Below are 21,145 nucleotides of genomic sequence, written 5' to 3'. Positions count from 1 at the left end.
CAGGCACTAGGAGGAACGTCCCGTGACCGACCCGCGGTCCAGTCTGATCGTCCCGCTGATGAAGGCGCGGGTGCCGGCCGAGGTCCAGCTGGAGTTCCCGCTGCCCGCGGACGAGGACCCGATCCGCGACCCGTTCGCCGCCGACCTCTACGTCACCTACGCGCTGGAGATCGCCGACGAGGGCGCCCCGTCCGGCCGCCGCTACGAGCACGTGGCCCGGAGGCACTGCGCGGAGTTCGGCGTGGCGCCGGGCGAGCTGCGCCGCCGCGCCGTGATCAACCTGCGCGACCTGCGCCCGGAGCTGAGCCTCAGCTGGTACCCGGACGTGCGCGCCGTGACGGTGACGCTGGGCGGCGCCGCGGGCCGCGGCAGCCTGGAGTCCGGCCTGCTGCTGGACGAGGGGTTCCTGGAGAAGCTGGCCCAGGACGTGGACGGCGACCTCGTCGTGGCGGTGCCCGCGCGGGACGTCTTCGTCGCCTCGGGGACCGGCCACCCGGACGGTGTCGACAAGCTCCGCTGGGCCGTCGCGCAGGTCTGGGCCGAGGACCGCGGGGAGGACGGCGCCGCCGACCCGGCCTGGGACGTCCCCGCAGGCAGCCTCCTCACGCATGACCTGCTGGTGCGCCGCGCCGGCGGCTGGGACGTCCTCCCGGCGTGAAACCCGTTACGAAAGCCGCCTGAACTCGGGCCACAGCTTCGCCCAGGGGCCGCGCTGCCCCCGGCAGACCCAGATGGGCTTGCCCTGTTCCTGGTTGTCGAGCCCGACGCCGTTGTCGATCCGGCCGACCGGACGGACGTCCGTCCAGAACCGCCGCAGTTGCGCGCCCTCGGCGACATCGTCCGGCCCCACCACGATCGTCGGCCCGCCGGTGTCGGCCGGACGCCCGAAGTACCAGTACCCGTTGTGCCCGCTGTACGCGTGCGGCAGCCCGAGCCCGGGGCCGTACTTGTCGAGCGCCCCCGCCTCGCCGTAGTTGGAGACGACGATCGTCGCGGCGGCCCGCTCTTCAGGGGGCAGCGCGGCATGGACGCGCGCGACCTGCGCGGCGAACCGGGGCCAGCCGACGGTCTCGGCCGAGTCCGCGTTGATCGCTGGCTGCGGCGTGTCGGCCAGCCGTTTCACCGGGTAGACGGGCAGTGTCAGCAGGACGGTCGTGATCCCGGTGAGCGCGTACACCGGGACGGACGCCGCCCAGCCCCAGCCCCGCGGCGCGCCGTTCCGCTCGATCTCGACGGCGCCCGCCGCCCAGAGCGCCGCCCACAGCCCGCTCAGGTAGTACGGCTTCCCGGCGGTGATGAGGAACACGACGTTCAGCAGCAGGTACGCATGCCCGAGAAAGCGGAAGGGCCGCAGCTCGTCCGACCGGTACGTCCGCCACAGCCCGTAGATCCACAGCCAGGACATGAGCCCGCCGGTCAGCAGGATCTGGAACGGGACGAACCCGGGCCGCCCGCCGAAGTCGCCCTTGTCTGCGATCGCGCCCGCCATGTCGATCTGCGGCCAGCCGTGGCCGGCCTGCCAGGCCAGCCCCGGGACGACCGCCGCGATCACGATCAGCACCGCGGCGGCGAGCATCGGGCGCCGCAGGAACTCGCGCGGTCCCGACAGCAGCAGTCCCGCGAGCAGTGCCAGCAGCAGGAACGCGGCCAGGTACTTCACGTTCAGCACCAGCGCCGTCACGACGCCGATGGCGAGCAGCAGCCGGGAGTCGCGCGTGCGCACCCACCTGACCACCAGCCACACGATCGTTGTCGACAGGAGCAGGTCGAGCGTCGCGGTGTAGAAGCCGTGGCCGACCGCGACCGCGAACGGGCAGACCGCGTAGGCCCCGGCCGTGAGCAGCTGGGCACGGCGTCCGCCGCCCATGTCGCGCGCCGTGAGGGCGGCGATCACCACGCCGGCGGCGGCGAACAGCGCGGCGGGCACGCGCAGCGCGACGAGCGAGTCGCCGAACACCGCCGTCACCGCCCGGCCCATCAGCGGCATCAGCGGCGGCTGGTCGGGATATCCCCAGGCGGGGTGGCGCCCGGCCACCCGGAAGTACAGCTCGTCACGGTGGTAGCCGTACCGGGCGCTGACCGCCAGCAGCACGACGCCGAGGGCACCGGCCAGCAGCAGCACCGGCCTCCAGGCGGGCGCCGGCGCGTCGCCGGAATCGGTGATCTCAACGGGACCGGACGCCGCGGAGGCAGGTGCCGACATGATCCGAACCTAAGCCGACGATGTGCGGCAAGTCACGATCTCCGGCCCGGCCGACCTCGGACACCTGCCCAGGGCTGCGGACCCGGCGGAAATTCGATGGGCGGACCGGCGCGGCACGCGTACCGTGCGGTCCATGGTGTCGACGCATCAACTCCTGGCCTTCTCCGCGATGGCGCTGGCCATCATCGTGATCCCCGGTCCCACGGTGCTGTTCGTGGTCGGCCGAGCCCTCGCCCACGGCCGCCGGACGGCGCTGACGAGCGTGATCGGCAACGAGATCGGCGCCCTGCTGCTGACCCTGGCCGTCGCGTTCGGCGTCGGGTCGATCGTGGAACGGTCCGTCGTCGTGTTCACGGCGCTGAAGCTGGCGGGCGCGGTCTACCTGCTCTACCTCGGCGTCCAGGCGTTCCGGCACCGGCGTTCGCTGCAGGAGGCGATCGGCGAGACCGGCTCCGAGGCGGGGAGCCGCGGCCGTGATCTCTGGCAGGGCTTCGTGGTGGGCGTCACCAACCCGAAGACGACCGTGTTCTTCGCCGCCGTGCTGCCGCAGTTCGTCGTCCGCGAGAACGGGCACGTCGCCCTGCAGATGATGGTCTTCGGGCTGATCTTCACGTTCATCGCGCTGCTGTGCGACAGCGTGTGGGGCCTCGCCGCCGGGACGGCCCGCGCCTGGTTCGCGCGTTCGCCGCGCCGCCTGGCCGCGATCGGCGGCACCGGCGGCCTGATGATGATCGGCCTCGGCGTCACCGTCGCCGCGACGGGCCGCAAGGACTGAGCCCTCAGATCGAGCAGATCGAGAAGTTGTCGAAGGCCGCCTCCGGCGATCCGGTGGCGTTCCCGGCGCGGACGACGACCAGACCGCTCCAGCTCCGGGCGTCGTCCTGCGCGGCGGCGGCGGAGGACGCGACCGGCTTGCCGTTCACCCACATGGCGAGGTCGATGTTGTCGCCCCCGCGCTCGACGCACGCGGCCTGGAGCCGGTTGTCACCGTCGCGGAGGCCGGGGACGGTGCCGGTCGTCACCGTCTTCGGCGCGTCGGCGCTCAGCTTGGCGATGCGCGCCCGCCCGTCCGGGCCGAGGAGGAAGGCGTAGCCGCCGCGGCCGCGGCAGAAGACCCCTGCTTCGCCGCCGGCGACCGGCGAGACCTTGACCTCGATGAGCTGGGAGCCGGGGATCTCCTCCGCCGGCGCGTCGGCCATCATCTGCGTCGTCGTGGGGAGGACGCGCAGCACGTACTTCTTGTCGCGGTAGGACGCGTCCCCGGCGGGCGTGGTCGTCTTCGTCCAACCGGAGTCCTCGTCGCTGAACTTGTCGTCGAAGACCTCGTCCTTGACGTCGGGCGGCCCGCCACTGAGATCCGCGGCCGCCGTGGTCCCGGGATCGTCGGGGGTGCGGTCGCCGTCCGGCAGGTTGACGGCTCCGATCACGGTGGAGACGCCGACGACCGCACCTACGGCGACGATGAGCAGTCCATGGTTGCGGTACGAGCGCCGCGCCTTCGCCGGAGCCGCCGGAGCCGCCGGAGCCGCCGGGCTCATCATGTCGACCGGACGCGTGGTCTCGCCCGCGGGCCGCGTCGGCGGCACGGAATCAACGCTCGCCGCGGGCGCGGGCGCGGGCGCGGGTTCCGGTTCGGGCGAGGGCGAGGGCGCGGGCGCGGGGAGGACGACCGTGGGCGGTGTCGCGGGCGGCTCGTCCTCGCCGGTCAGCTCCCGGATCAGCTGCTTCACCGCCGGACGCTCCCGCGGGTCCTTCGCCAGCGACCGCGTCACGAGGTCGCGGACGGCGGGGTCGAGGCCGTCCAGGTCGGGCTCGCCGCCCGTGACCCGGTTGATCGTCTCCGGGAGGGTCCCGCCGCCGAACGGGGCGCGTCCCGTGCCCGCGTAGGCGACGACGCAGCCCCACGAGAACACGTCCGCCGCCGGGGTGATCTCCTCGCCGCGCATCAGCTCCGGCGCGATGTAGGCGGGGGTGCCGACGAACTGGCCGCTCTTGGTCGGCCCGTCCGTGGTGTCCAGCGCGCGGGCGATGCCGAAGTCGATCACGCGCGGCCCGGTCGGGGACAGCAGCACGTTGGACGGCTTGAGGTCGCGGTGCACGATCCCGGCGCCGTGGATCGCGCCGAGCGCCGTCGCGATGTTGACCGCGAGGGCCTCCAGGTCGCCGCCGCGCAGCGGCCCGTTCTCCTTGACGGCCTCGTCCAGCGCCGGGCCGGTGACGTACTCGGTGACCACGTACAGCGGGTCGCCGTCCAGCCGGGCGTCGAGTACCGCGGCAGTGCAGAACCGCCGGACCTGCCGCGCGGCCGTCACCTCGCGCCGGAACCGCTCGTGGAACGCCTCGTCGTCGGCGAGTTCCGGATTGATGACCTTGACCGCGACCTGCTTTCCCGCCTCGTCCTCGCCGAGGTAGACGGTGCCCATGCCGCCGCGGCCGAGCCGGGCGGTGAGGCGGTAGGGGCCGAGCAGGCGCGGGTCACGGTCACGAAGGGGCGCCTGCATGACTCGACTCACTTCCGGGGGCGGAGGGCTCTTTTTGTGGTTCAGTCTGTCCTACGGTCAGTCTCTTTGACGTTCGTGCAAAGGGCATCAGTTCACCGCATTGCGGGAGGAAATATGGACGTGACGGCGGACGTGCTCGGCTCCGGATACGAGGCGATCGAGCTGCCGATGGGCCGGGACGCCGAGGGCGAGGTCGTGGCGACGCTCGTGCGGAGGCGCGGCACCGATCCGTCCCGCCGCGCCGTCCTGTACGTCCACGGGTTCGTCGACTACTTCTTCCAGAAGCACCTCGCGGACTTCTACGTGGACCTGGGCTTCGACTTCTACGCCCTGGACCTGCGCAAGTACGGGCGCTCACTGCGTCCGCACCAGACCCCGAACTACGTCGAGAGCCTGTCCGACTACTTCCCCGAGATCGACGAGGCCGTCCGGATCGTCCGGGACGTGGACGGCCACGACACCCTGCTGCTGAACGGCCACTCCACCGGTGGCCTCATCGCCGCGCTGTGGGCCGACAAGGTCAAGGGCCAGGGCCTCGTGGACGGCCTGTTCCTCAACAGCCCGTTCGTGGACCTCGCCGAGCCGCTGGTGCTGCGCAAGGTCGGCGCCGGGCTGGCGCGGGCGCTGCGTCCCCGCTTCCCGAAGGCGAAGCTGCCGGCGGGCGTGTCCGACCGGTATCCGCGCAGCATCCACCGCGACCACGAGGGCGAATGGGACTTCGACCTCGGGTGGAAGCCGATTCTCGGGTTCCCGGTGCGGGCGGCGTGGCTGGCCGCCGTCCGCCGCGGCCAGCTGCGCCTGCAGCGCGGCCTGGACGTCGACGTTCCGGTGCTGGTCATGGCGTCGACCCGCAGCGTGCGCCCGACCCGCAGGGTGCTGGACGTGACCGGCGCCGACGCCGTCCTGGACGTCGAGCACATGGCGCGGTGGGCGCCCCGGATCGGGCGGCACGTCACGCTCGTCCGGATCGACGGCGGCCTGCACGACCTGGTGCTGTCGGCCGAGCCCGTCCGCGCGCAGGTCTTCGCGGAGCTGACCCGCTGGACGAGCGGTTACCTGCCCGCTAGCTGAGGATCTTCGACAGGTCGAAGTCGTCGAAGTCGACGACGGTCTGCTGCGCGGGGTTGCCGCCCCGTTCGACCTCCAGACCGGCCTTGCCGTTGCCGAGCGGCTGGTCGTCGTCGGTGGCGTCGATCACCCGCGAGCCGTTCACCCAGAGCCGGAGCCGGACCTGCTTGCCGTCATCGCCACTCTCACAGGCGATCTGCAGCTTGTTCGGCCCGTCGCCGGAGAATCCGGGGACCGAGTCCGGGCTGCCCAGCTCCTTGGTGCCCCGGTCCTTGGTGATCTTGCGGAGGGTCGCCCCCTTGCCGTCGTGGCGGACCAGGAACATGTACTCGTTGTCGCCGTTCTCGGTCGAGCGGCAGGTGAGACCGTACTTGCCGTCGGCTGGGCTCTGCCCGACGGTGGCCGTGACCGTGGCCAGCATCGGGTCGGGGGCGAACTCGTCCTTCGGCACGTCCCGCCCCACCGAGCCGGTGGAGTCGTCGGTCTGGATCCGGTACTTGCCGTTCTGGTAGTCGTACTGGTTCGGGAACGATCCCCAGCCGGACTCGGTGTTGGAGAAGTCGTCGCTGAACGTCGTCGCCAGCTTGCCGGGCGGGCCGCCGGGACGCAGGATGAGGAACGCGACGACGGCGAGCACGGCCAGCGCCGCGACGGCCGCGCCCGCGATGATCAGCGGGCGGCGCGGGACCCCCGGTCCGGCCGCGGGGCGCGGGTCCTGGCGGGTCGTCTCGCCGGCGAACCGGGCGGTCTGCTGGAACGCGGCCTGACCGGCCCGTGCCTGCGCGGCCGGGTCGTTCGGGGTGCCGTGCCAGCTCGCCTGGACGGTCTGGGCGAGCGTGGCCGGGTCCGTCGTCCCGTTGCCGACGAGCCGCCCGAGCAGGTCCTGGACGGTCGGCCGGTTCCGCGGGTCCTTGTCGAGGGCGGCGGCGACCACGTCCCGCAGGCCGGGGTCGAGCCCGTCCAGCCTCGGCTGGTCGTGCGCGACGCGGTAGAAGATCTCCGGGACGGTGTTGCCCGCGAACGGGGCGCTGCCCGTCCCGGCGTAGGCGACGACGCAGCCCCACGAGAACACGTCGGACGCGGGGGTGACCTGCTCGCCGCGCAGCAGCTCGGGCGGCAGGTAGTTCGGGGTCCCGACGAACTGGCCGGTGCGGGTGGGGCCGTCGGCGGCGTCGAGGGCGCGGGCGATGCCGAAGTCGATGACGCGGGGTCCGGTGGACGACAGCAGGACGTTGGCGGGTTTGAGGTCGCGGTGCACGATCCCGGCGCCGTGGATGGCGGCGAGCGCGGTGGCGACCCCGACCGCGAGCCCCTCCAGGTCGGAGCCGGGCAGCGGGCCGCGCTCGGCGACGGCGCTCTCCAGGCTCGGGCCCTCGATGTACTCGGTGACGACGTACAGCGGGTCCTGGTCGAGCTCGGCGTCCATCACGGGCGCGGTGCAGAAGCGGCGGACCTGCCGCGCGGCCGTCACCTCGCGGCGGAACCGGTCCCGGAACGCGGCCTCCCCGGCCAGCTCCCGGTTGATCACCTTCACGGCGACCCGGCGCCCGGCGGCGTCCTCGCCGAGATAGACCGTCCCCATGCCGCCCCGGCCGAGGCGTCCGGTCAGCCGGTAGGGCCCGAGTTCCACGGGGTCGTCGGGGCGCAGGGCGTCGCCGTTCTCTCCTGCGTGCGTGGTCATCATGATCCTGAAAAGTGGGAATCGGGGAGTCTTCGCGGTAGAACCCTAGCGGGCCTCCCGCCATTGGACGCAGGGAGCGGTCACCGCGTTCGGCGGGCGCGGGGAAGAGTGCGGAACGGCGGGAGTTTCTCGCCGGTGAGCCCGAACGCGTACGCCACGACCCGGCTGGACCATCGCTGGCACCCGACGACCAGCCCGTACAGGGCGCGCGGGTACCGCCCGGTGAACGGGATCACGAGCCAGCTGAGCAGCATCACGATCACCAGCGCCGCGTACATGAGCAGCATGACGGCCAGGTGCGGGATCACCAGTAGGCCCCTGAGCAGGGTGAACCAGCGTCGCGGGCCGTGCCAGGCGTCCGGGAACGGCAGGTCGACCATGACCGTCGGCCCCGCCGGGGCGGGCGGGCCCGGCGCCGGCTCGGGCTCAGCCGCCTCGGGGGCGGGCCGCGGTTCCGGAACCTCGGCATGCGGCGCCCGCCCGGCGGCCGGGGCGGGCCCGGGCGCCGGTTCCGGGGCCGGCCCCTGCCAGGACGCCGAGATCGTCTCCGCGGCGTGTTCCAGGTCGGCCTTCTCCTGCCCGACGAGCCGGGTGAGGAGCTGCCGCGCGGTCGGCCGGTCGCGCGGGTCCTTGCCGAGCGCGGCGGCGACGATGTCGCGCAGCCGCGGGTCGAGGCCGGCGAGGTCGGGCTCCTCGCGCTCGATGCGGCGGAACGTCTCCGCGACCGTCGTGCCGTGGAAGGGGGGACGTCCGGTCCCGGCGTAGGCGACGACGCAGCCCCACGCGAACACGTCCGACGCCTGCTCGACGGGCTCGCCCCGCAGCACCTCGGGCGCGATGTAGGCGGGCGTCCCGACGAACTGGCCGGTGCGGGTGGGGCCGTCGGCGGCGTCGAGGGCGCGGGCGATGCCGAAGTCGATGACGCGGGGTCCGGTGGACGACAGCAGGACGTTGGCGGGTTTGAGGTCGCGGTGCACGATCCCGGCGCCGTGGATGGCGGCGAGCGCGGTGGCGACCCCGACCGCGACGCCCTCCAGGTCGGAGCCGGGCAGCGCCCCCTTGGCGCGGACGGCCTTCTCCAGGCTCGGCCCGTCGATGTACTCGGTGACGATGTACGGCGGGTCCTGGTCGAGCTCGGCGTCGATCACGGGCGCGGTGCAGAACCGGTGGACGCGCCGCGCGGCGGTCACCTCGCGGCGGAACCGGGTGAGGAACGCCGGCTCCCCGGCCAGCTCCCGGTTGACGACCTTCACTGCGACGCGCCGCCCGTCCGGCTCGGCGCCCAGGTAGACGGTGCCCATGCCGCCGCGGCCGAGCCGCCCGAGCAGGCGGTAGGGGCCGAGGACGCGCGGTTCGTCCTGCTCCAGGGGTACGGCGGCGGTCGTCGTCATGGGGGCGGCGCTCCTCGGAAGATCGTCTCTCCGGCCCCAGCCTAGGGGAGCAGGCGGGTCCGCCGCGGGGAGACGATCTCCGCACTCCAACAACGTCTGTGAAGAGGGACCGGCGGGACGGTCAGGGGATCAGCAGGAGCTTGCCGGTGCTCCGGCGCGCCTCCAGATCGGTGTGCGCGGTCCCGGCGCCGGCGAGATCGTAGCGGTGCCCGACATGGACCTTCACGTCTCCCGAATCCACCCAGCCGTAGACGTCGGCGGCGCGCTCCAGCAGCTCCTCGCGCCTCTCGATGAAATGGACGAGGGACGGCCGCGTCAGGTACACCGAGCCGGCCGCGTTGAGGCGCTGCGGGTCGAACGGCGGCACCGCGCCGCCGGCCGCGCCGTACAGGGCCAGGGTGCCGCGCCGGCGGAGGCTCGCCAGGCTCCCGTCGAAGGTGGGCGCTCCGACACCGTCGTAGACGACGGCGACGCCCTCGCCGCCGGTCAGCTCCCGGACCCGGTCGGTGAAGCCCTCGTAGCCCATCGTGACGTCCGCGCCGGCGTCCTTCGCGAGCTTCTCCTTCTCCGGGGTGGACGCCGTCGCGAGGACCCTGCCGCCGAGCGCCTTGACCGCCTGCGTGAGCAGCAGGCCCATCCCGCCCGCCGCGGCGTGCACGAGGACGGTGTCGCCCTCCTGGACCGGGTAGGTCGACCGGGTCAGATAGTGCGCGGTCATGCCCTGCAGCAATGAGGCCGCCGCGTCGTCGAGCCCGACCCCGTCCGGGACCGGGACGACCTTGTCCGCCGGGACGACGGCCTTCTCCGCGTAGCCGCCCTGCACGTTGGCCCAGGCCACGCGGTCGCCCGCGGAGAACTCCCGGACGCCGTCGCCCACCGCCGCGACCGTCCCCGCCGCCTCGACGCCCGGCGTGTACGGAAGCTCCTGCGGATACCGGCCCGTCCGGTAGTACACGTCGATGAAGTTGACCCCGGCCGCCGCGACGTCGATCAGCACCTCGCCCGGCCCCGGCTCCGGTTCCGGACGCTCGGCCGGCTCCAGCACCTCGGGTCCGCCGCTGCGGGTGACGACGATCGCGCGCATGTGAGTTCTCCTGATGGTCGGTTGACGCGGACGATCCGGAAAACCGGGCGTCGCCGCGGGCTATTCCACCGGGGGGCGATCAGACCCAGTCGCGCATCGTCCGGGCGACGAGCGCCACGGCCTCCTCCACCCGGGCGGCGACCGTGCCGGCGTCCCAGATGTCGTGGCGGGCGCAGTCCTCGAACGCGACCTTGACCGCCGCCAGGTAGAAGGAGACGACGATCCGCGGCCGCAGGTCCTGCTCCATGTCGACGCCCTCGCGGCGTGCGATCTCGACGGCGAGCGCCTCCGCCGACGCCGAGTACCGGGCCATCTGCGCCGCCATCAGCGCCGGCGTCGCCTCGATCACCTGCCGGACGCGGCGGAACCGGACGCCGTCGGCCGGACCGCTCTCGGCGATCGTCCGCAGCACCACGCGCAGCGACTCGAACAGCGCGGTGAACGGGCGCTCGTCCGGCGGACGGGCCGTCAGGGCCTCCACCAGCACCTGGTCGTGCTCGGTGAGGAAGTTCGTGACGACGTCCTCCTTGGTGCCGAAGTAGCGGAAGAACGTCCGCTGCGACACCTCCACCGCCGCCACGATCTCGTCGATCGTCGTGGCCTCGTATCCCTTGGCGAGGAACAGGTCGAGGGCCGCGTCGATGAGCGCGAGCCGGGTCCGCTGCTTCTTGCGCTCGCGGAGCCCGGCGAGGGCTGGGCCCTGCTCGTGGGCACGCTCGGGGGCACGGTCGTTCGTGTGGCCTGACGGGTCGCCGGCGGGGACGGCGCTCATCGGCTGGCTCCTTCTGTCTGGCTGACGGGGGCTGTGCCCGTCTCACAGAGGCTTTTATCACGGACGGGGCTCCTACGTGCACGGTACGTTCCGGCGACCGGAAGACCACCGCCGAGATTGGCGCATCCGCGCACGCCGCGCCGCGCCTCCGTCATGGACCATCCCCCGGCGGAGCGTGAAACAGCCGTCCCACTCTCCGGATTCTTCCTGCGCAGCCGCGGGTTTCGGGCCATGCTGAGGAGCGGTCACCAATCGTCGCCGGATACTCGCCCAAGGTCATCGCGGCGGCTCGGACCTGCTGAGGCGGATGATGTGTCTGTAGTGGGTGGGCGGGACATCGCCGAGGTGCGGCGGCGTCACCTCGCGGCGCTCGCGTACGAGGTCGAGTCCCGCGGCCTCGCCTGGAGGTTCGCCGGTCCCGAGGAGTCCCTGCTCGCCGTCTACGGCCCGCGGACCGGCCGCCATGTCATGGTCGTCGCCACCCCGTCCGGCGACGGCTGGTTCTACCTGTGGCCCGGCGGCGGCATGGCCGACGTCACCCGGCTCTCCGAGGTGGCCGACCGGCTCGCGGCGCTCCTCGGCTGACCCCGCCTTGCTCCCCGGCCGGAGGGTTCCCTAGACTCGGACGCGAACGTTTGTTCGAACGTCCGCATGTTCTTCCCCCGTGCGGTGAGCGCGAGGGGGAGGCAGATGACACGCGTGTTCGGCGATCCGGTGGACGTCTGGGTGAGCGATGGGCGTCCGGTCCGGTTCGTCTGGCGTGGCCGGCTCCACACCGTCCGGCGGGTGCTGGAGCACTGGGTCACGACCCGTGACTGGTGGCGGGAGCAGGAGCCCGACGGCGAGGCCACCGGTGAGCGGGAGTTCTGGCGGGTCGAGGCGACCCCGGACCGGGAGATCGGCGTCTACGAGCTGCGTTATGACGTGGCGGCCGACAGCTGGCTGCTTTCCCGGGTATGGGACTGACGTGCATATTCATGTCGCTTCGTCCTATTCGCTCCGGTTCGGCGTCGCGCCGCCCGCGGCGCTGGCGGAGCGCGCGGCGAGCCTCGGCATGGAGACGCTGGCGCTGACCGACCGGGACGGCCTGTACGGCGCCGTCCGTCACGTTCGGTCATGCGCGGACGTGGGCATCGGGGCGGTCGTGGGCGCCGATCTCAAGGTCGCCTCCACCGGCGAGGAGCGCATCGTGGTGCTCGCCGAGGGACGCGCCGGGTGGCGGTCGCTCTGCCGGCTGGTGACGGCCGCGCACGCGGCGGGCCGGCGGGGCGACCCGCTGGTCACGCGGGAGATGGTCGGCGCGCACGCCGAGGGCCTCACCGTCCTGCTCGGCCCGGCCTCGGACGTGGGCCGGGCAGTCACCGGGCGGCGTCCGGACGTGGCGGCGGCGCTGCTGGACGCCTGGCGCCGGACGGCCGAGACCGTGATCGAGATCGTCGACCAGCAGGCCAGGGGCGACGGGCCCCGGGCGGCGCGGATGCTCGCGCTCGCCCGCGGGGCCGGGGTGCCCGCGGTGCTGGGCAACGCCGTCCGCTACCTGGATCCGGCCGACCACCCGGTCGCGCAGGTGCTGGACGTGACGCGCCGCCTCGTCCCGCTGGACCGGCGGCACCTGGAGGACCAGAGCGGGCAGGCGTACCTGAAGCCGATCCCCGAGATGCGCCGGGTCGCGGAGCTGAGCTGCGGCCCGGAGGAGGCCGAGGCGCTGCTGGCGGCCACCCGGCGGCTGTCGGAGCGCTGCGTCCTGGACCCCGGCCGCGACCTCGGGATGGACGACGTCCACCTGCCGGACTTCGACGGTGACCCGCACGCCCGGCTCGTCGCCCGGTGCGCGGACGGGATGGCCCGGCGCGGGCTCGCCGGGTCGCGCGAGGCGGCCGCGCGGCTCGACGGCGAGCTGGCGGTGATCGCGCGCAAGGGGCTGGCGTCGTACTTCCTCACGGTCGCCGACGCCGCGGCGCTGATCCGGGAGCGCGGCATCCGGTGCGCGATCCGCGGCTCGGGGGCGGGCAGCCTGGTCAACCACCTGCTCGGCATCGGCGACCTCGATCCGCTGCGGCACGACCTCGTGATGGAGCGGTTCCTCGCCGACAGCCGCGAGGGGCTGCCCGACATCGACCTCGACGTGGAGTCGGCCCGCCGGCTGGAGGCGTACGAGGCGCTGTTCGACCGGTTCGGCACCGACGGCACGGCGTGCGTGTCGATGATGGAGACCTACCGGGCGCGCAGCGCGCTCCGCGACGTCGGCAACGCCGTCGGGCTCCCGCCCCACGAGATCGACGCCATCGCCAAGGCGTTCCCGCGGATCAGGGCGAACCAGATCAGGGCGGCGCTGGAGGACCTTCCGGAGCTGCGGCAGAGCAACCTGGCGGCGGGACGCCTGGAGGTGCTGTTCCGGATCGCCGAACGCCTGGACGGCCTGCCCCGCCACATCGCCATGCACCCGTGCGGCGTCCTGCTGTCGAACCCGACGCTGCTCGATCGGACGCCGGTCGAGCAGGCCGCCGCCGGGTTCCCGATGAGCCAGTTCGACAAGGAGGACGTCGAGGACATGGGGCTGCTGAAGCTCGACGTCATCGGCGTCCGGATGCAGTCGGCGATGGCGCACGCGGTGGCGGAGGTCGCCCGGGTGACGGGGGAGAAGATCGCGCTGGAGGACGTCCCGCGCGACGATCCCGCCACGTACGCGCTGGTCCGCACGTCCCGGACGCTCGGCTGCTTCCAGATCGAGTCGCCCGGCCAGCGCGAGCTGATCGGCAGGCTCCAGCCGCGCGACCTGGACGACCTCGTCATCGACATCTCGCTGTTCCGCCCCGGCCCGGTCAACTCCGACATGGTGTCGCCGTTCCTGGAGGCGCGCGCCGGGACCCGGGAGCCCGCCTACCCCCATCCCGATCTCGAACCGGTGCTGCGGGAGAGCCTCGGCGTGGTGGTCTTCCACGAGCAGGTGCTCCGCGTCTTCGACGTGATGACGGGCTGCGGCCTGTCCAAGGCGGAGGCGGCGCGGCGGAGCCTGAACCACGAGCGCGGCCAGGCCGTGGTCGGCGCCTGGTTCCGCGAGCGGGCGCTGGCGCGCGGCTACGACGAGGCGTCCGTCGAACGCGTCTGGCGGACGCTGACCGCGTTCGGCGCGTTCGGCTTCTGCAAGGCCCACGCCGCGTCGTTCGCGCTGCCCACCTATCAGTCGGCCTGGCTGAAACGGCACCACACGGCCGCGTTCTACGCCGGGGTCCTCACCCATGATCCCGGCATGTACCCCAAGCGCGTCATCCTCGACGACGCGCGGCATTTCGGCGTCCCGATCCTTCCGCTGGACGTCAACCGGTCGGCGGCGGACTGGCACGCCGAGCCCGTCGCCGCGGGCGGCGCGACCGGGATCCGGGTCGCGTTGAGCGAGGTCAGGGGCATCTCCGCCGCCGAGGTCGAAAGGATCGCCGCGGCTCGCCCGTACGCGTCGCTGACCGACTTCTGGCGCCGCGCCCGGGTGTCCCGCCCGACCGCCGAGCGGCTCGTGCTGGCGGGCGCGTTCGACGCGGTCCACGACGGCGTTCCGCGCCGCGACCTGCTCTGCCGGGTGGGCGCCCTCGACCGCGTCACCGTCCGTCCCGGGCGGGTCGCCGAGGGGCAGCTGCCGCTCGGCCACGAGGACGGCGACGGAGCGCCGCCGGCGCCGTCCGCGGTGGAGGTCGCCCTGGCCGAGGAGATCCCGGCCGGTGGGCTGCCGCCGATGACGCCCGCCGAGGTCGTCGAGGCGGAGCTGGACATCCTCGGCATGGACGTGAGCCGGCACATCATGACCTTCTACGACGGGCTGCTCGCCGGGCTCGGCGTCGTCCGCGCCGCCGACCTGCCGGGACGTCCCGACAAGAGCGACGTCCTGGTCGCCGGCGTCAAGGTCGCGACGCAGACCCCGGCGGTCAGGTCGGGCCAGCGCGTCATCTTCGCCACGCTGGACGACGCGACCGGCCCGGTCGACCTCACGTTCTTCGAGTCGGTGCAGGACAGGTGCGCCGCCACGGTCTTCGGCTCATGGCTGCTCGTCGCCCGCGGCCGGCTCCGCCGCGCCGGGGCCCGCGCCGTGTCGATCACCGCGTACGCCTGCTGGGACCTGAACACCCTGTACGAGGAGTGGCGCCGCGGCGGCCCGGACGCCGTCCGCGCCGCCATGGCGGGGACGCCCGGCCGCGGCCGCCCGGTGGGCCGCCGCATCGTCCAGCCCACCGGCTTCGCGATGTCCCCGTACTCCGACGTCGACCACGCGGGGCCGGCCGTCAAACGCCCTCCGAGAACACCTCTCTGGCACACAAGCCAAGGCAGCTCCGGCCCCGTCCCCTAGCTCAGTCGCGCGCTATCTGGATGCGGGTGATCTGGAAGACGGTGGCCATGCAGAGGGCGGCGGCGAGGGCCTGGAAGGCGGCCGCGGCGACGCCTACGTGGACGTCGAAGCGGGCGTCGGCGAGGGTGTCGACGCTGCCGTGCGCGAACACGCGGCCGAGGACGAGGCCGAGGAGGGCGCACGCCCACCAGCCGGCGACGACGACCCCGGCGGCCTGGCGTTCGGCCGTCCGGTACCGGCCACTGTTGACCCACACCTCGTAGACCATCCGGGGCGGCAGCCACAGGTTGACGACCGGGAGGAACCAGCCGAGCAGCACCCAGGCGCGGTGGTGCCGGTGCGGGCCGGGCGACTGCCGGAACGCGCGCCACAGCCACGTGAGGTACAGCAGGCCGGTGACGGCGGCCATGATCGCGCCGATGGTGAACACGTCCGTGTAGGGGGCGAGGGCCTTGCCGGTCGCGGCGGCGTCATAGCTGTCGTGCGTCGCCTCCCGCAGCGGATGGGCGAGCCTGAGCAGGCTGATCCCCGATCCGAGGGCGACGAACGCGTTGAAGCCGAGCAGCATGAAGACGGCCACGCCGACGGCGCGGAAGTCGCGGCGCCGCGCCCACGCGCCGCAGGCCGGGCACCGGTCGACCTCGGTCGGGATGATGTCGCCGCACAGCGCACACGGCATGATCCACCTCCCTGGGCCTTTACGGTTCGCTGCTTCGGATACTACGTACGTTTGACTTACGCGGCCCAACGCGGGTTCGGGCTCTTACCGGATCGTCACACCTGGAAAACGAACCGTGTGGCGGCGTAGGTCGCGGCCGCGGTGACGGCGGCCCAGGCGGCGAGGCGCCCGAGGCCGCCCGTGGACAGCAGCCGTTCCGGGCGGAGACCGGTGACGGCCAGCAGCGCCCACCACTCGGCGGCCAGCGCGATCGTCGCGTACAGCGACCCGAAGCCGATGAGGGCGAAGAGCAGGATGACGCCCGCCGGGGTCACCGTGTGCGCGAACAGGGCAGGGCCGCGGGACGGCCCGTGCAGGCCGTTGCGCAGGCCCGCGAGGACGACGCCCCAGCCGGCGGCGCACAGCAGCCACGCGACCAGCACGGTCACGGGCAGCCCGTTCAGCGACTCCGGTGCCAGTGCCGTGCCTCCCCGCGTTCCCCCGTCGTCCCGTGCCGTTCCGCGGATCAGGTCATGAGACCCGACTCCCACGCCCACGCGGCCGTCGCGACCCTGTTCCGGGTGTCCAGCTTGCGGGAGACGCTCCCGAGATGCGTCTTCACCGTGGACAGCGACACGAACAGCTCCCCGGCGATCTCCTCGTTCGTCCGGCCGCGTGCGAGGAGCCTGACCACGTCCAACTCCCGGCCGGTGAGCGGCTCGCGCGGCGGGACGGGCCGCGCGGGCGGCCTCGCCAAGTGCTCCAGCAGCCGGACGGTGATGGACGGCGACACCAGCGACCCGCCGTTCGCCGCCGCGCGGACGGCCTCCACCAGCAGCGCGGGACCGCTGTCCTTCAGCAGGAACCCGACCGCGCCGCCGCGCAGCGCCCCGTACACGTACTCGTCCATGTCGAACGTCGTGACGATCACGATGCGGGGCGGGTCCTGCGCGTGCGGGCCGGCCAGCGCGCGGGTCGCCTCCAGGCCGTCCATCCGCGGCATCCGGATGTCGAACAGGCACACGTCGGGCCGCAGCCGGCGGGCCAGCGCGACGGCCTCGGCGCCGTCGGCGGCCTCCCCGACCACGTCCATGTCGGGCTGCGAGTCGACGATCATCCGGAACCCGGTCCGGACCATCTCCTGGTCGTCGGCGATCAGTACGCGGATGGCCACGGAGCCGATTGTGTCAGCAATCCGGATCAGCCGTCCCCGGCCGGCAGCACGGCGACGACCTCCCAGCCGCCCTCCGGCCGCGGGCCGGCGCGCAGCCGCCCGCCGAGCGCGCCGACCCGCTCGGACAGCCCGGTGAGCCCGAACCCGCCGGACGGCAGCCGCCGGCCGCGCCCCCGCCCGTCGTCCCGCACCGCCACCTCGACGTCCCGGCCGACGCGCGCGACTGTGACCCGCACGCTCGCGGCGTCCGCGGCGTGCTTGCGGATGTTGGTCAGCGCCTCCTGGACGACCCGGTGCGCCGACGCCGCCACCTCGGGCGGCAGCGTGCCGAGACCGGGCGCCAGCGCCAGCGCGGCGGGCGGGTGGGTGAACCCCTCGACGAGCTCCGTGAGCTGCGCGAGGTCGCCGACGGGACGGGTGGTGGAGCCGCCGTCGGCGACGGCGTCCCCGTCCGGCGCGTTGACGTTCTGGGCGTCCCGCAGCAGGCCGACCATGCGCCGCATCGAGGTGAGCGCCTCGGTGCCGGCCTTCTCGATCCCGCCGAACATCTGGTCGAGCTGCTCCTGCGTCTGCCCCGCCCCCGACTGCGCCGCGAACCGCGCCGCCTGCGCCTGGACGACGATGCCCGTCACATGGTGGGCGACGAAGTCGTGCAGGTCACGGGCCAGCTCCAGCCGCTCGTCCCGCCGCGCCGCCGCCAGTGACCTGGCGCGCCGCGCGTCCAGCGCCCGCAGGTAGAGGCCGACGCCGAGCGCGATCGCCACCGTGATGCCGAGCGGCGCGGTGAACAGCGCCGCCGCGATCACCGACCAGCGCAGCGGTGTCGCCAGGATCGCCACCCCGAGCAGCACGGCGATCGGGACGAGCTGCTCGCGGCGCGCCTTCCAGACGATCCGGGCGAGGACGATCAGCAGGCCGCCGATCTCCGCGAACAGGCTCGGGGCGCCGAAGTCGGGCCGGACCGCCGTCCCGAGGTAGAGGGTGCTGAACGCCGACAGCGTCCCGGCGCCAGCCGCCCACACGACGAACCGCCGCCCGGAGATCGCCGCGACGTTGGACACGGCCGCGACGACGACCATCCACAGGGCGGCCGCGTCACTGAGCGAGGCGACCACGCAGGCCAGCAGGTACAGGCCCGCGAACCCGGCGTACGCGGCACGCAGCACGCAGCCGCCCACCGAGTGGATGCGGTCCAACCGTGCCCCGACGTCGCTCACGTTCAAGGAGGGTACGACCCGTTGCCGACCAGCGGATCGACCATTCGGCCGATGGCGGGCCGCCGGGGCCCGACCTGTGCCCGATGTGGGCCGGCCGGTGCCGCGCGCACGCTGGGGGCATGCACCTGATCTACATCCCCCTCGCCGCTGCCTTCGCCGTCTTCGTGATCTACGGCGGTCTCGTCATGCCCGCCATGGAGATCGCCGAATCGATCCGGAACCGCGGCCGTACGCGGCCGCCCGACAACATCGTCGAACTCCGCCCCGCAGGACGGCGGGAGGCGGCGTGAACGAGCCCGTCCTGCTCGGCCGTGGGCTGGCGAAGCGCTTCGGGACGGCCGTCGCGCTGGACGGCGTCGACCTGGCCGTGGACCGCGCCGAAGCCGTCGCGATCATGGGCCCGTCCGGCTCGGGCAAGTCGACGCTGCTGCACTGCCTCGCCGGGATCATGACGCCGGACGCGGGGGAGGTGCAGCTGCTCGGCCAGCGGATCGACACGCTCGGCGAGCGCCGTCGCAGCGCGCTCCGCCGGGGCCGGTTCGGCTTCGTGTTCCAGTTCGGGCAGCTTCTCCCCGAACTGCCCGCCGTGGAGAACGTCGCGCTTCCACTGATGCTGAACGGCACGTCCCGGCGGGAGGCGGTGCAGACGGCGCGGTCCTGGTTCCGGCCGCTGGGGCTGGACGGACTGGAGCACCGGCGCCCGGGCGAGCTGTCCGGCGGCCAGGCGCAGCGTGTCGCGATCGCCCGCGCGCTCGTGCCCCGGCCGGCCGTCGTGTTCGCGGACGAGCCGACCGGCGCGCTCGACCAGGCGACCGGCCACGACACGATGCGGCTGCTCGTGGACGCCACCAAGCACAACGGCGCCTCCCTGGTCGTCGTCACGCACGACCCGTCCGTGGCGGCCTGGTGCGACCGGGTCCTGGAGGTTCGTGACGGCCGCATCCAGCCGCCCCTGCAAAGGACGGCCTGATGCGCACCGCGGTCGGGCTCTCCTGGCGCCTGCTGCGCGGCGGCGGCCGGCGCGGCCTGCTGGGCTCGTTCCTCACCCTCGCCGCCGTGGCCGTCTCGACTGGGCTGCTCCTGTTCGCGGTGGGGGCCGACCACGCCTTCCTGCAGCGTGCCCATGCGGACGCCTGGCGGCATCCGGGGAAGCCGGTCGCGAACCCCACTGCGGTCGAGGCGCTGTCGACGGACTACGTCCGGGGCGAGCCGGTCACGGTCGTCGACCTCGCCGCGTTGAAGGGCGACGCCCCGGTGCCGCCCGGCATGCCGCGTTTCCCGAAGCCCGGCGGGACGTGGACGTCGCCCGCCCTCGCGCGCCTGATGAAGGACCTGCCCGCCGACCAACTGGCGAAGAGGTTCCCTTCCCCTGCCGGAACGCTCGGACGGGACGCCCTCGTCCACCCCGATGAACTCGTCGCCGTGGTCGGACGCGCCGCCACTGACCCCGCCATGACCGCCGAACGCGATGCCGTCGAGCACCTGGGGACGACCGGTGGCCCGTCCCGCATCGACCGGTTCGAGACCGACGCCTCGTGGTCGGCGGACGTCTACCTCCTGCTCGCGGGCCTCGCGTCGGTGCTGATGGTCGTCCCGCTGCTGGTGTTCGGCGGCGCGGCGGCCCGCCTCACCGTGGCCCGCCGGGACGCCCGGCTGGCGGCGTTGCGGCTGGTCGGCGCGACGCCCGGGCAGGTCGTCGCGATCACCACCGCCGAGGCGGTGCTGACGGCCGCCGCGGGCGCGGTGACCGGTCTGCTGCTGTACGCGGCGGCGGTCCCGCTGCTCACCCGGATCACGATCGCGGGCGGCGGCTGGTTCGCCGGCGACCTGTGGCCGGGCCCGCTCGTCCTCGCCGGCGTCCTCGCCGCGGTGCCCGTCCTCGTCGGCGTCAGCGCCGTCGCCGGCCTGCGCCGTGTCGTCGTCAGCCCGCTCGGCGTGGCCCGCCGCGAGACGCCGCCCGGCATGCGGGCCGGCCGGATCCTCGCGCTGTTCGCCGTCGTGATCGCGTTCGGCGCGGCCGGCGGCGGGCTGGTCGACATGGGCCGGACGGGAATGATCGTCTTGATGGTCTTCCTGGTCCTAGCGTTCCTGGCGATCAACTTCGCGGGGCCGTGGGTGGTCGCGCTGATCGGCCGTCTGATCGCCCGGACGGCGCGCCGCCCGGCCCGGCTTCTCGCCGGACGCCGCCTCGTGGACGATCCGCGCTCGGCCTGGCGGACGGTCGCCGGCGTCGCGCTGACCGGCTTCGTCGCCGGGTTCCTCGCCCTGTTGAACGCATCGCCGTCCTCGGGCGGGCCGGGGGACGAACTCCGCGTCGCCGTCCCGTACCCGACGTCCGCGGCCGTCGCCGAGCAGGCCGGGCGAAGGCTGGGCGGCATCGACGCCGACGTCACGGTGAAGAAGACCGAGACGTTGGACGACCCTCTGTCCGCGAACAGCCCGAAGACCACGACCGGCGTGGTGACCGTGACCGTCTCCGGCGGAACGGCCGCCCTCGACCGGGCCCGCACGGTACTGACCGGCCTCGTCCCCGGCAAGGTCCTCACCACTCCGGCGGACGACGACGTGACCGGCGACAGGCTCTTCGCCGACCTGCGGACCGGCGCGCTCACCGTCCTCGCCGTCTCGTTCCTCATCGCCGTCACGAGCGCGGGCATCACCGGGGCGTCGGCCGTCCTCGACCGCCGCCAGGCGTACGCGATGCTGCGCCTGGCGGGCACTCCGCTCTCCGTCCTCGACCGGGCGCGCGGGCAGGAGACGCTCATCCCGCTCGCCGTCATGGGCGGCGGCTCGCTCCTCACGGGCCTGTTCTTCGGCCTGCCGTTCGCCCAGGGGTTCGGTCTCTCGGGTCTGGTCGGGCTCGCCGCGTTCGCCGTCCTCGGCTTCGGCGGCGTCCTCGGGGCGAGCGCGCTCAGCCGCCCGCTGCTGCGCTCGGTGACGACGGACCCGGCCCCGCGCCCGGACTAGCCGAATAAACGTTCGAAAATGTCAGAGGTGCTGCATACCGTTGACCTTGTGACTTGGGAGACACCCGGGAACAGGTGTCGAACCAAGTGGCTT

General features: G+C 73.6%; 19 protein-coding genes. 9 read left to right on the top strand and 10 right to left on the bottom strand.

Features of this window, described 5'->3' with window-relative positions; all coding sequences use genetic code 11:
• Positions 1-22 precede the first annotated feature (22 nt).
• Positions 23-658 (top strand): DUF1444 family protein, encoded by a 636-nt coding sequence (locus ACQPXG_RS34450; protein WP_433463314.1) that lies wholly within the window; start codon positions 23-25, stop codon positions 656-658.
• A 6-nt stretch (positions 659-664) separates the two neighbouring features.
• Here the strand turns inward: ACQPXG_RS34450 and ACQPXG_RS34445 are convergent, their stop codons facing one another.
• A complete protein-coding gene (locus ACQPXG_RS34445; RefSeq protein WP_433463313.1) occupies positions 665-2,203 on the bottom strand; it encodes an ArnT family glycosyltransferase in 1,539 nt (512 codons plus the stop codon).
• Positions 2,204-2,336: 133 nt separating this feature from the next.
• On the opposite strand from ACQPXG_RS34445, the gene ACQPXG_RS34440 reads away from it, so the two are divergent.
• The gene (locus tag ACQPXG_RS34440; RefSeq protein WP_433463312.1) at positions 2,337-2,978 is read left to right on the top strand and encodes a LysE family translocator; all 642 of its coding nucleotides are present in this window, start codon (positions 2,337-2,339) and stop codon (positions 2,976-2,978) included.
• A gap of 4 nt (positions 2,979-2,982) precedes the next feature.
• Here ACQPXG_RS34440 and ACQPXG_RS34435 read toward each other — a convergent pair whose 3' ends face one another.
• The gene (locus ACQPXG_RS34435) at positions 2,983-4,704 is read right to left on the bottom strand and encodes a serine/threonine-protein kinase (protein WP_433463311.1); all 1,722 of its coding nucleotides are present in this window, start codon (positions 4,702-4,704) and stop codon (positions 2,983-2,985) included.
• Between the two features lie 114 nt (positions 4,705-4,818).
• Between ACQPXG_RS34435 and ACQPXG_RS34430 the strand changes: the two genes are divergently transcribed.
• Positions 4,819-5,775 carry an alpha/beta hydrolase gene (locus ACQPXG_RS34430; protein ID WP_433463310.1) on the top strand — a complete coding sequence of 319 codons (957 nt, stop codon included), beginning with the start codon at positions 4,819-4,821 and terminating at the stop codon, positions 5,773-5,775.
• On the opposite strand, the gene ACQPXG_RS34425 is transcribed toward ACQPXG_RS34430, so the two are convergent.
• From ACQPXG_RS34425 to ACQPXG_RS34410, 4 genes are all read right to left on the bottom strand, one after another.
• On the bottom strand, positions 5,768-7,456 hold the full coding sequence (locus ACQPXG_RS34425; RefSeq protein ID WP_433463309.1) for a serine/threonine-protein kinase: 1,689 nt from the start codon (positions 7,454-7,456) through the stop codon (positions 5,768-5,770). The genes ACQPXG_RS34430 and ACQPXG_RS34425 overlap by 8 nt on opposite strands.
• A 77-nt stretch (positions 7,457-7,533) precedes the next feature.
• A complete protein-coding gene (locus ACQPXG_RS34420) occupies positions 7,534-8,844 on the bottom strand; it encodes a DUF4389 domain-containing protein (RefSeq protein WP_433463308.1) in 1,311 nt (436 codons plus the stop codon).
• A 121-nt stretch (positions 8,845-8,965) separates the two neighbouring features.
• Positions 8,966-9,928, bottom strand: a complete 963-nt coding sequence (locus ACQPXG_RS34415; protein WP_433463307.1) for a quinone oxidoreductase family protein — start codon at positions 9,926-9,928, stop codon at positions 8,966-8,968.
• Between the two features lie 79 nt (positions 9,929-10,007).
• Positions 10,008-10,700: a TetR family transcriptional regulator gene (locus tag ACQPXG_RS34410; RefSeq protein WP_433463306.1), complete on the bottom strand. Its 693-nt coding sequence runs from the start codon at positions 10,698-10,700 to the stop codon at positions 10,008-10,010.
• Between the two features lie 312 nt (positions 10,701-11,012).
• Here ACQPXG_RS34410 and ACQPXG_RS34405 point away from each other — a divergent pair, with 312 nt between their 5' ends.
• The 3 genes from ACQPXG_RS34405 (at position 11,013) to ACQPXG_RS34395 (ending at position 15,036) form a co-directional block, all read left to right on the top strand.
• Positions 11,013-11,285 (top strand): hypothetical protein, encoded by a 273-nt coding sequence (locus tag ACQPXG_RS34405; RefSeq protein ID WP_433463305.1) that lies wholly within the window; start codon positions 11,013-11,015, stop codon positions 11,283-11,285.
• A 105-nt stretch (positions 11,286-11,390) separates the two neighbouring features.
• Entirely contained in the window at positions 11,391-11,666 is a 276-nt protein-coding gene (locus ACQPXG_RS34400; protein ID WP_433463304.1) for a DUF6504 family protein, read from the top strand.
• Position 11,667: 1 nt separating this feature from the next.
• Positions 11,668-15,036 (top strand): DNA polymerase III subunit alpha, encoded by a 3,369-nt coding sequence (locus tag ACQPXG_RS34395; protein ID WP_433463303.1) that lies wholly within the window; start codon positions 11,668-11,670, stop codon positions 15,034-15,036.
• A gap of 1 nt (position 15,037) precedes the next feature.
• Here the strand turns inward: ACQPXG_RS34395 and ACQPXG_RS34390 are convergent, their stop codons facing one another.
• From ACQPXG_RS34390 to ACQPXG_RS34375, 4 genes are all read right to left on the bottom strand, one after another.
• A complete protein-coding gene (locus tag ACQPXG_RS34390) occupies positions 15,038-15,715 on the bottom strand; it encodes a DUF4328 domain-containing protein (RefSeq protein ID WP_433463302.1) in 678 nt (225 codons plus the stop codon).
• Between the two features lie 95 nt (positions 15,716-15,810).
• Complete coding sequence (locus ACQPXG_RS34385; RefSeq protein ID WP_433463301.1) at positions 15,811-16,143, bottom strand: hypothetical protein; 333 nt, start codon at positions 16,141-16,143, stop codon at positions 15,811-15,813.
• A 77-nt stretch (positions 16,144-16,220) separates the two neighbouring features.
• A complete protein-coding gene (locus tag ACQPXG_RS34380) occupies positions 16,221-16,868 on the bottom strand; it encodes a response regulator (protein ID WP_433463300.1) in 648 nt (215 codons plus the stop codon).
• Positions 16,869-16,894: 26 nt separating this feature from the next.
• The gene (locus ACQPXG_RS34375; protein ID WP_433463299.1) at positions 16,895-18,085 is read right to left on the bottom strand and encodes a sensor histidine kinase; all 1,191 of its coding nucleotides are present in this window, start codon (positions 18,083-18,085) and stop codon (positions 16,895-16,897) included.
• A 119-nt stretch (positions 18,086-18,204) separates the two neighbouring features.
• Here ACQPXG_RS34375 and ACQPXG_RS34370 point away from each other — a divergent pair, with 119 nt between their 5' ends.
• The 3 genes from ACQPXG_RS34370 to ACQPXG_RS34360 are packed head-to-tail and all read left to right on the top strand — an operon-like array spanning position 18,205 to position 21,052.
• Positions 18,205-18,375, top strand: a complete 171-nt coding sequence (locus ACQPXG_RS34370; RefSeq protein ID WP_433463298.1) for a hypothetical protein — start codon at positions 18,205-18,207, stop codon at positions 18,373-18,375.
• On the top strand, positions 18,372-19,055 hold the full coding sequence (locus tag ACQPXG_RS34365) for an ABC transporter ATP-binding protein (protein ID WP_433463297.1): 684 nt from the start codon (positions 18,372-18,374) through the stop codon (positions 19,053-19,055). Before ACQPXG_RS34370 ends, ACQPXG_RS34365 begins: the two co-directional genes overlap by 4 nt.
• Positions 19,055-21,052, top strand: coding sequence for an FtsX-like permease family protein (locus tag ACQPXG_RS34360; protein WP_433463296.1), 1,998 nt, complete (start codon positions 19,055-19,057; stop codon positions 21,050-21,052). The genes ACQPXG_RS34365 and ACQPXG_RS34360 overlap by 1 nt, the downstream gene beginning before the upstream one ends.
• The last annotated feature ends 93 nt before the right edge of the window (positions 21,053-21,145 follow it).

The sequence above is a fragment of the Spirillospora sp. CA-128828 genome, from assembly GCF_050945415.1.
In the GTDB taxonomy this organism is placed as follows: domain Bacteria; phylum Actinomycetota; class Actinomycetes; order Streptosporangiales; family Streptosporangiaceae; genus Spirillospora.
This window is presented reverse-complemented; position numbering and strand designations above follow the sequence as displayed.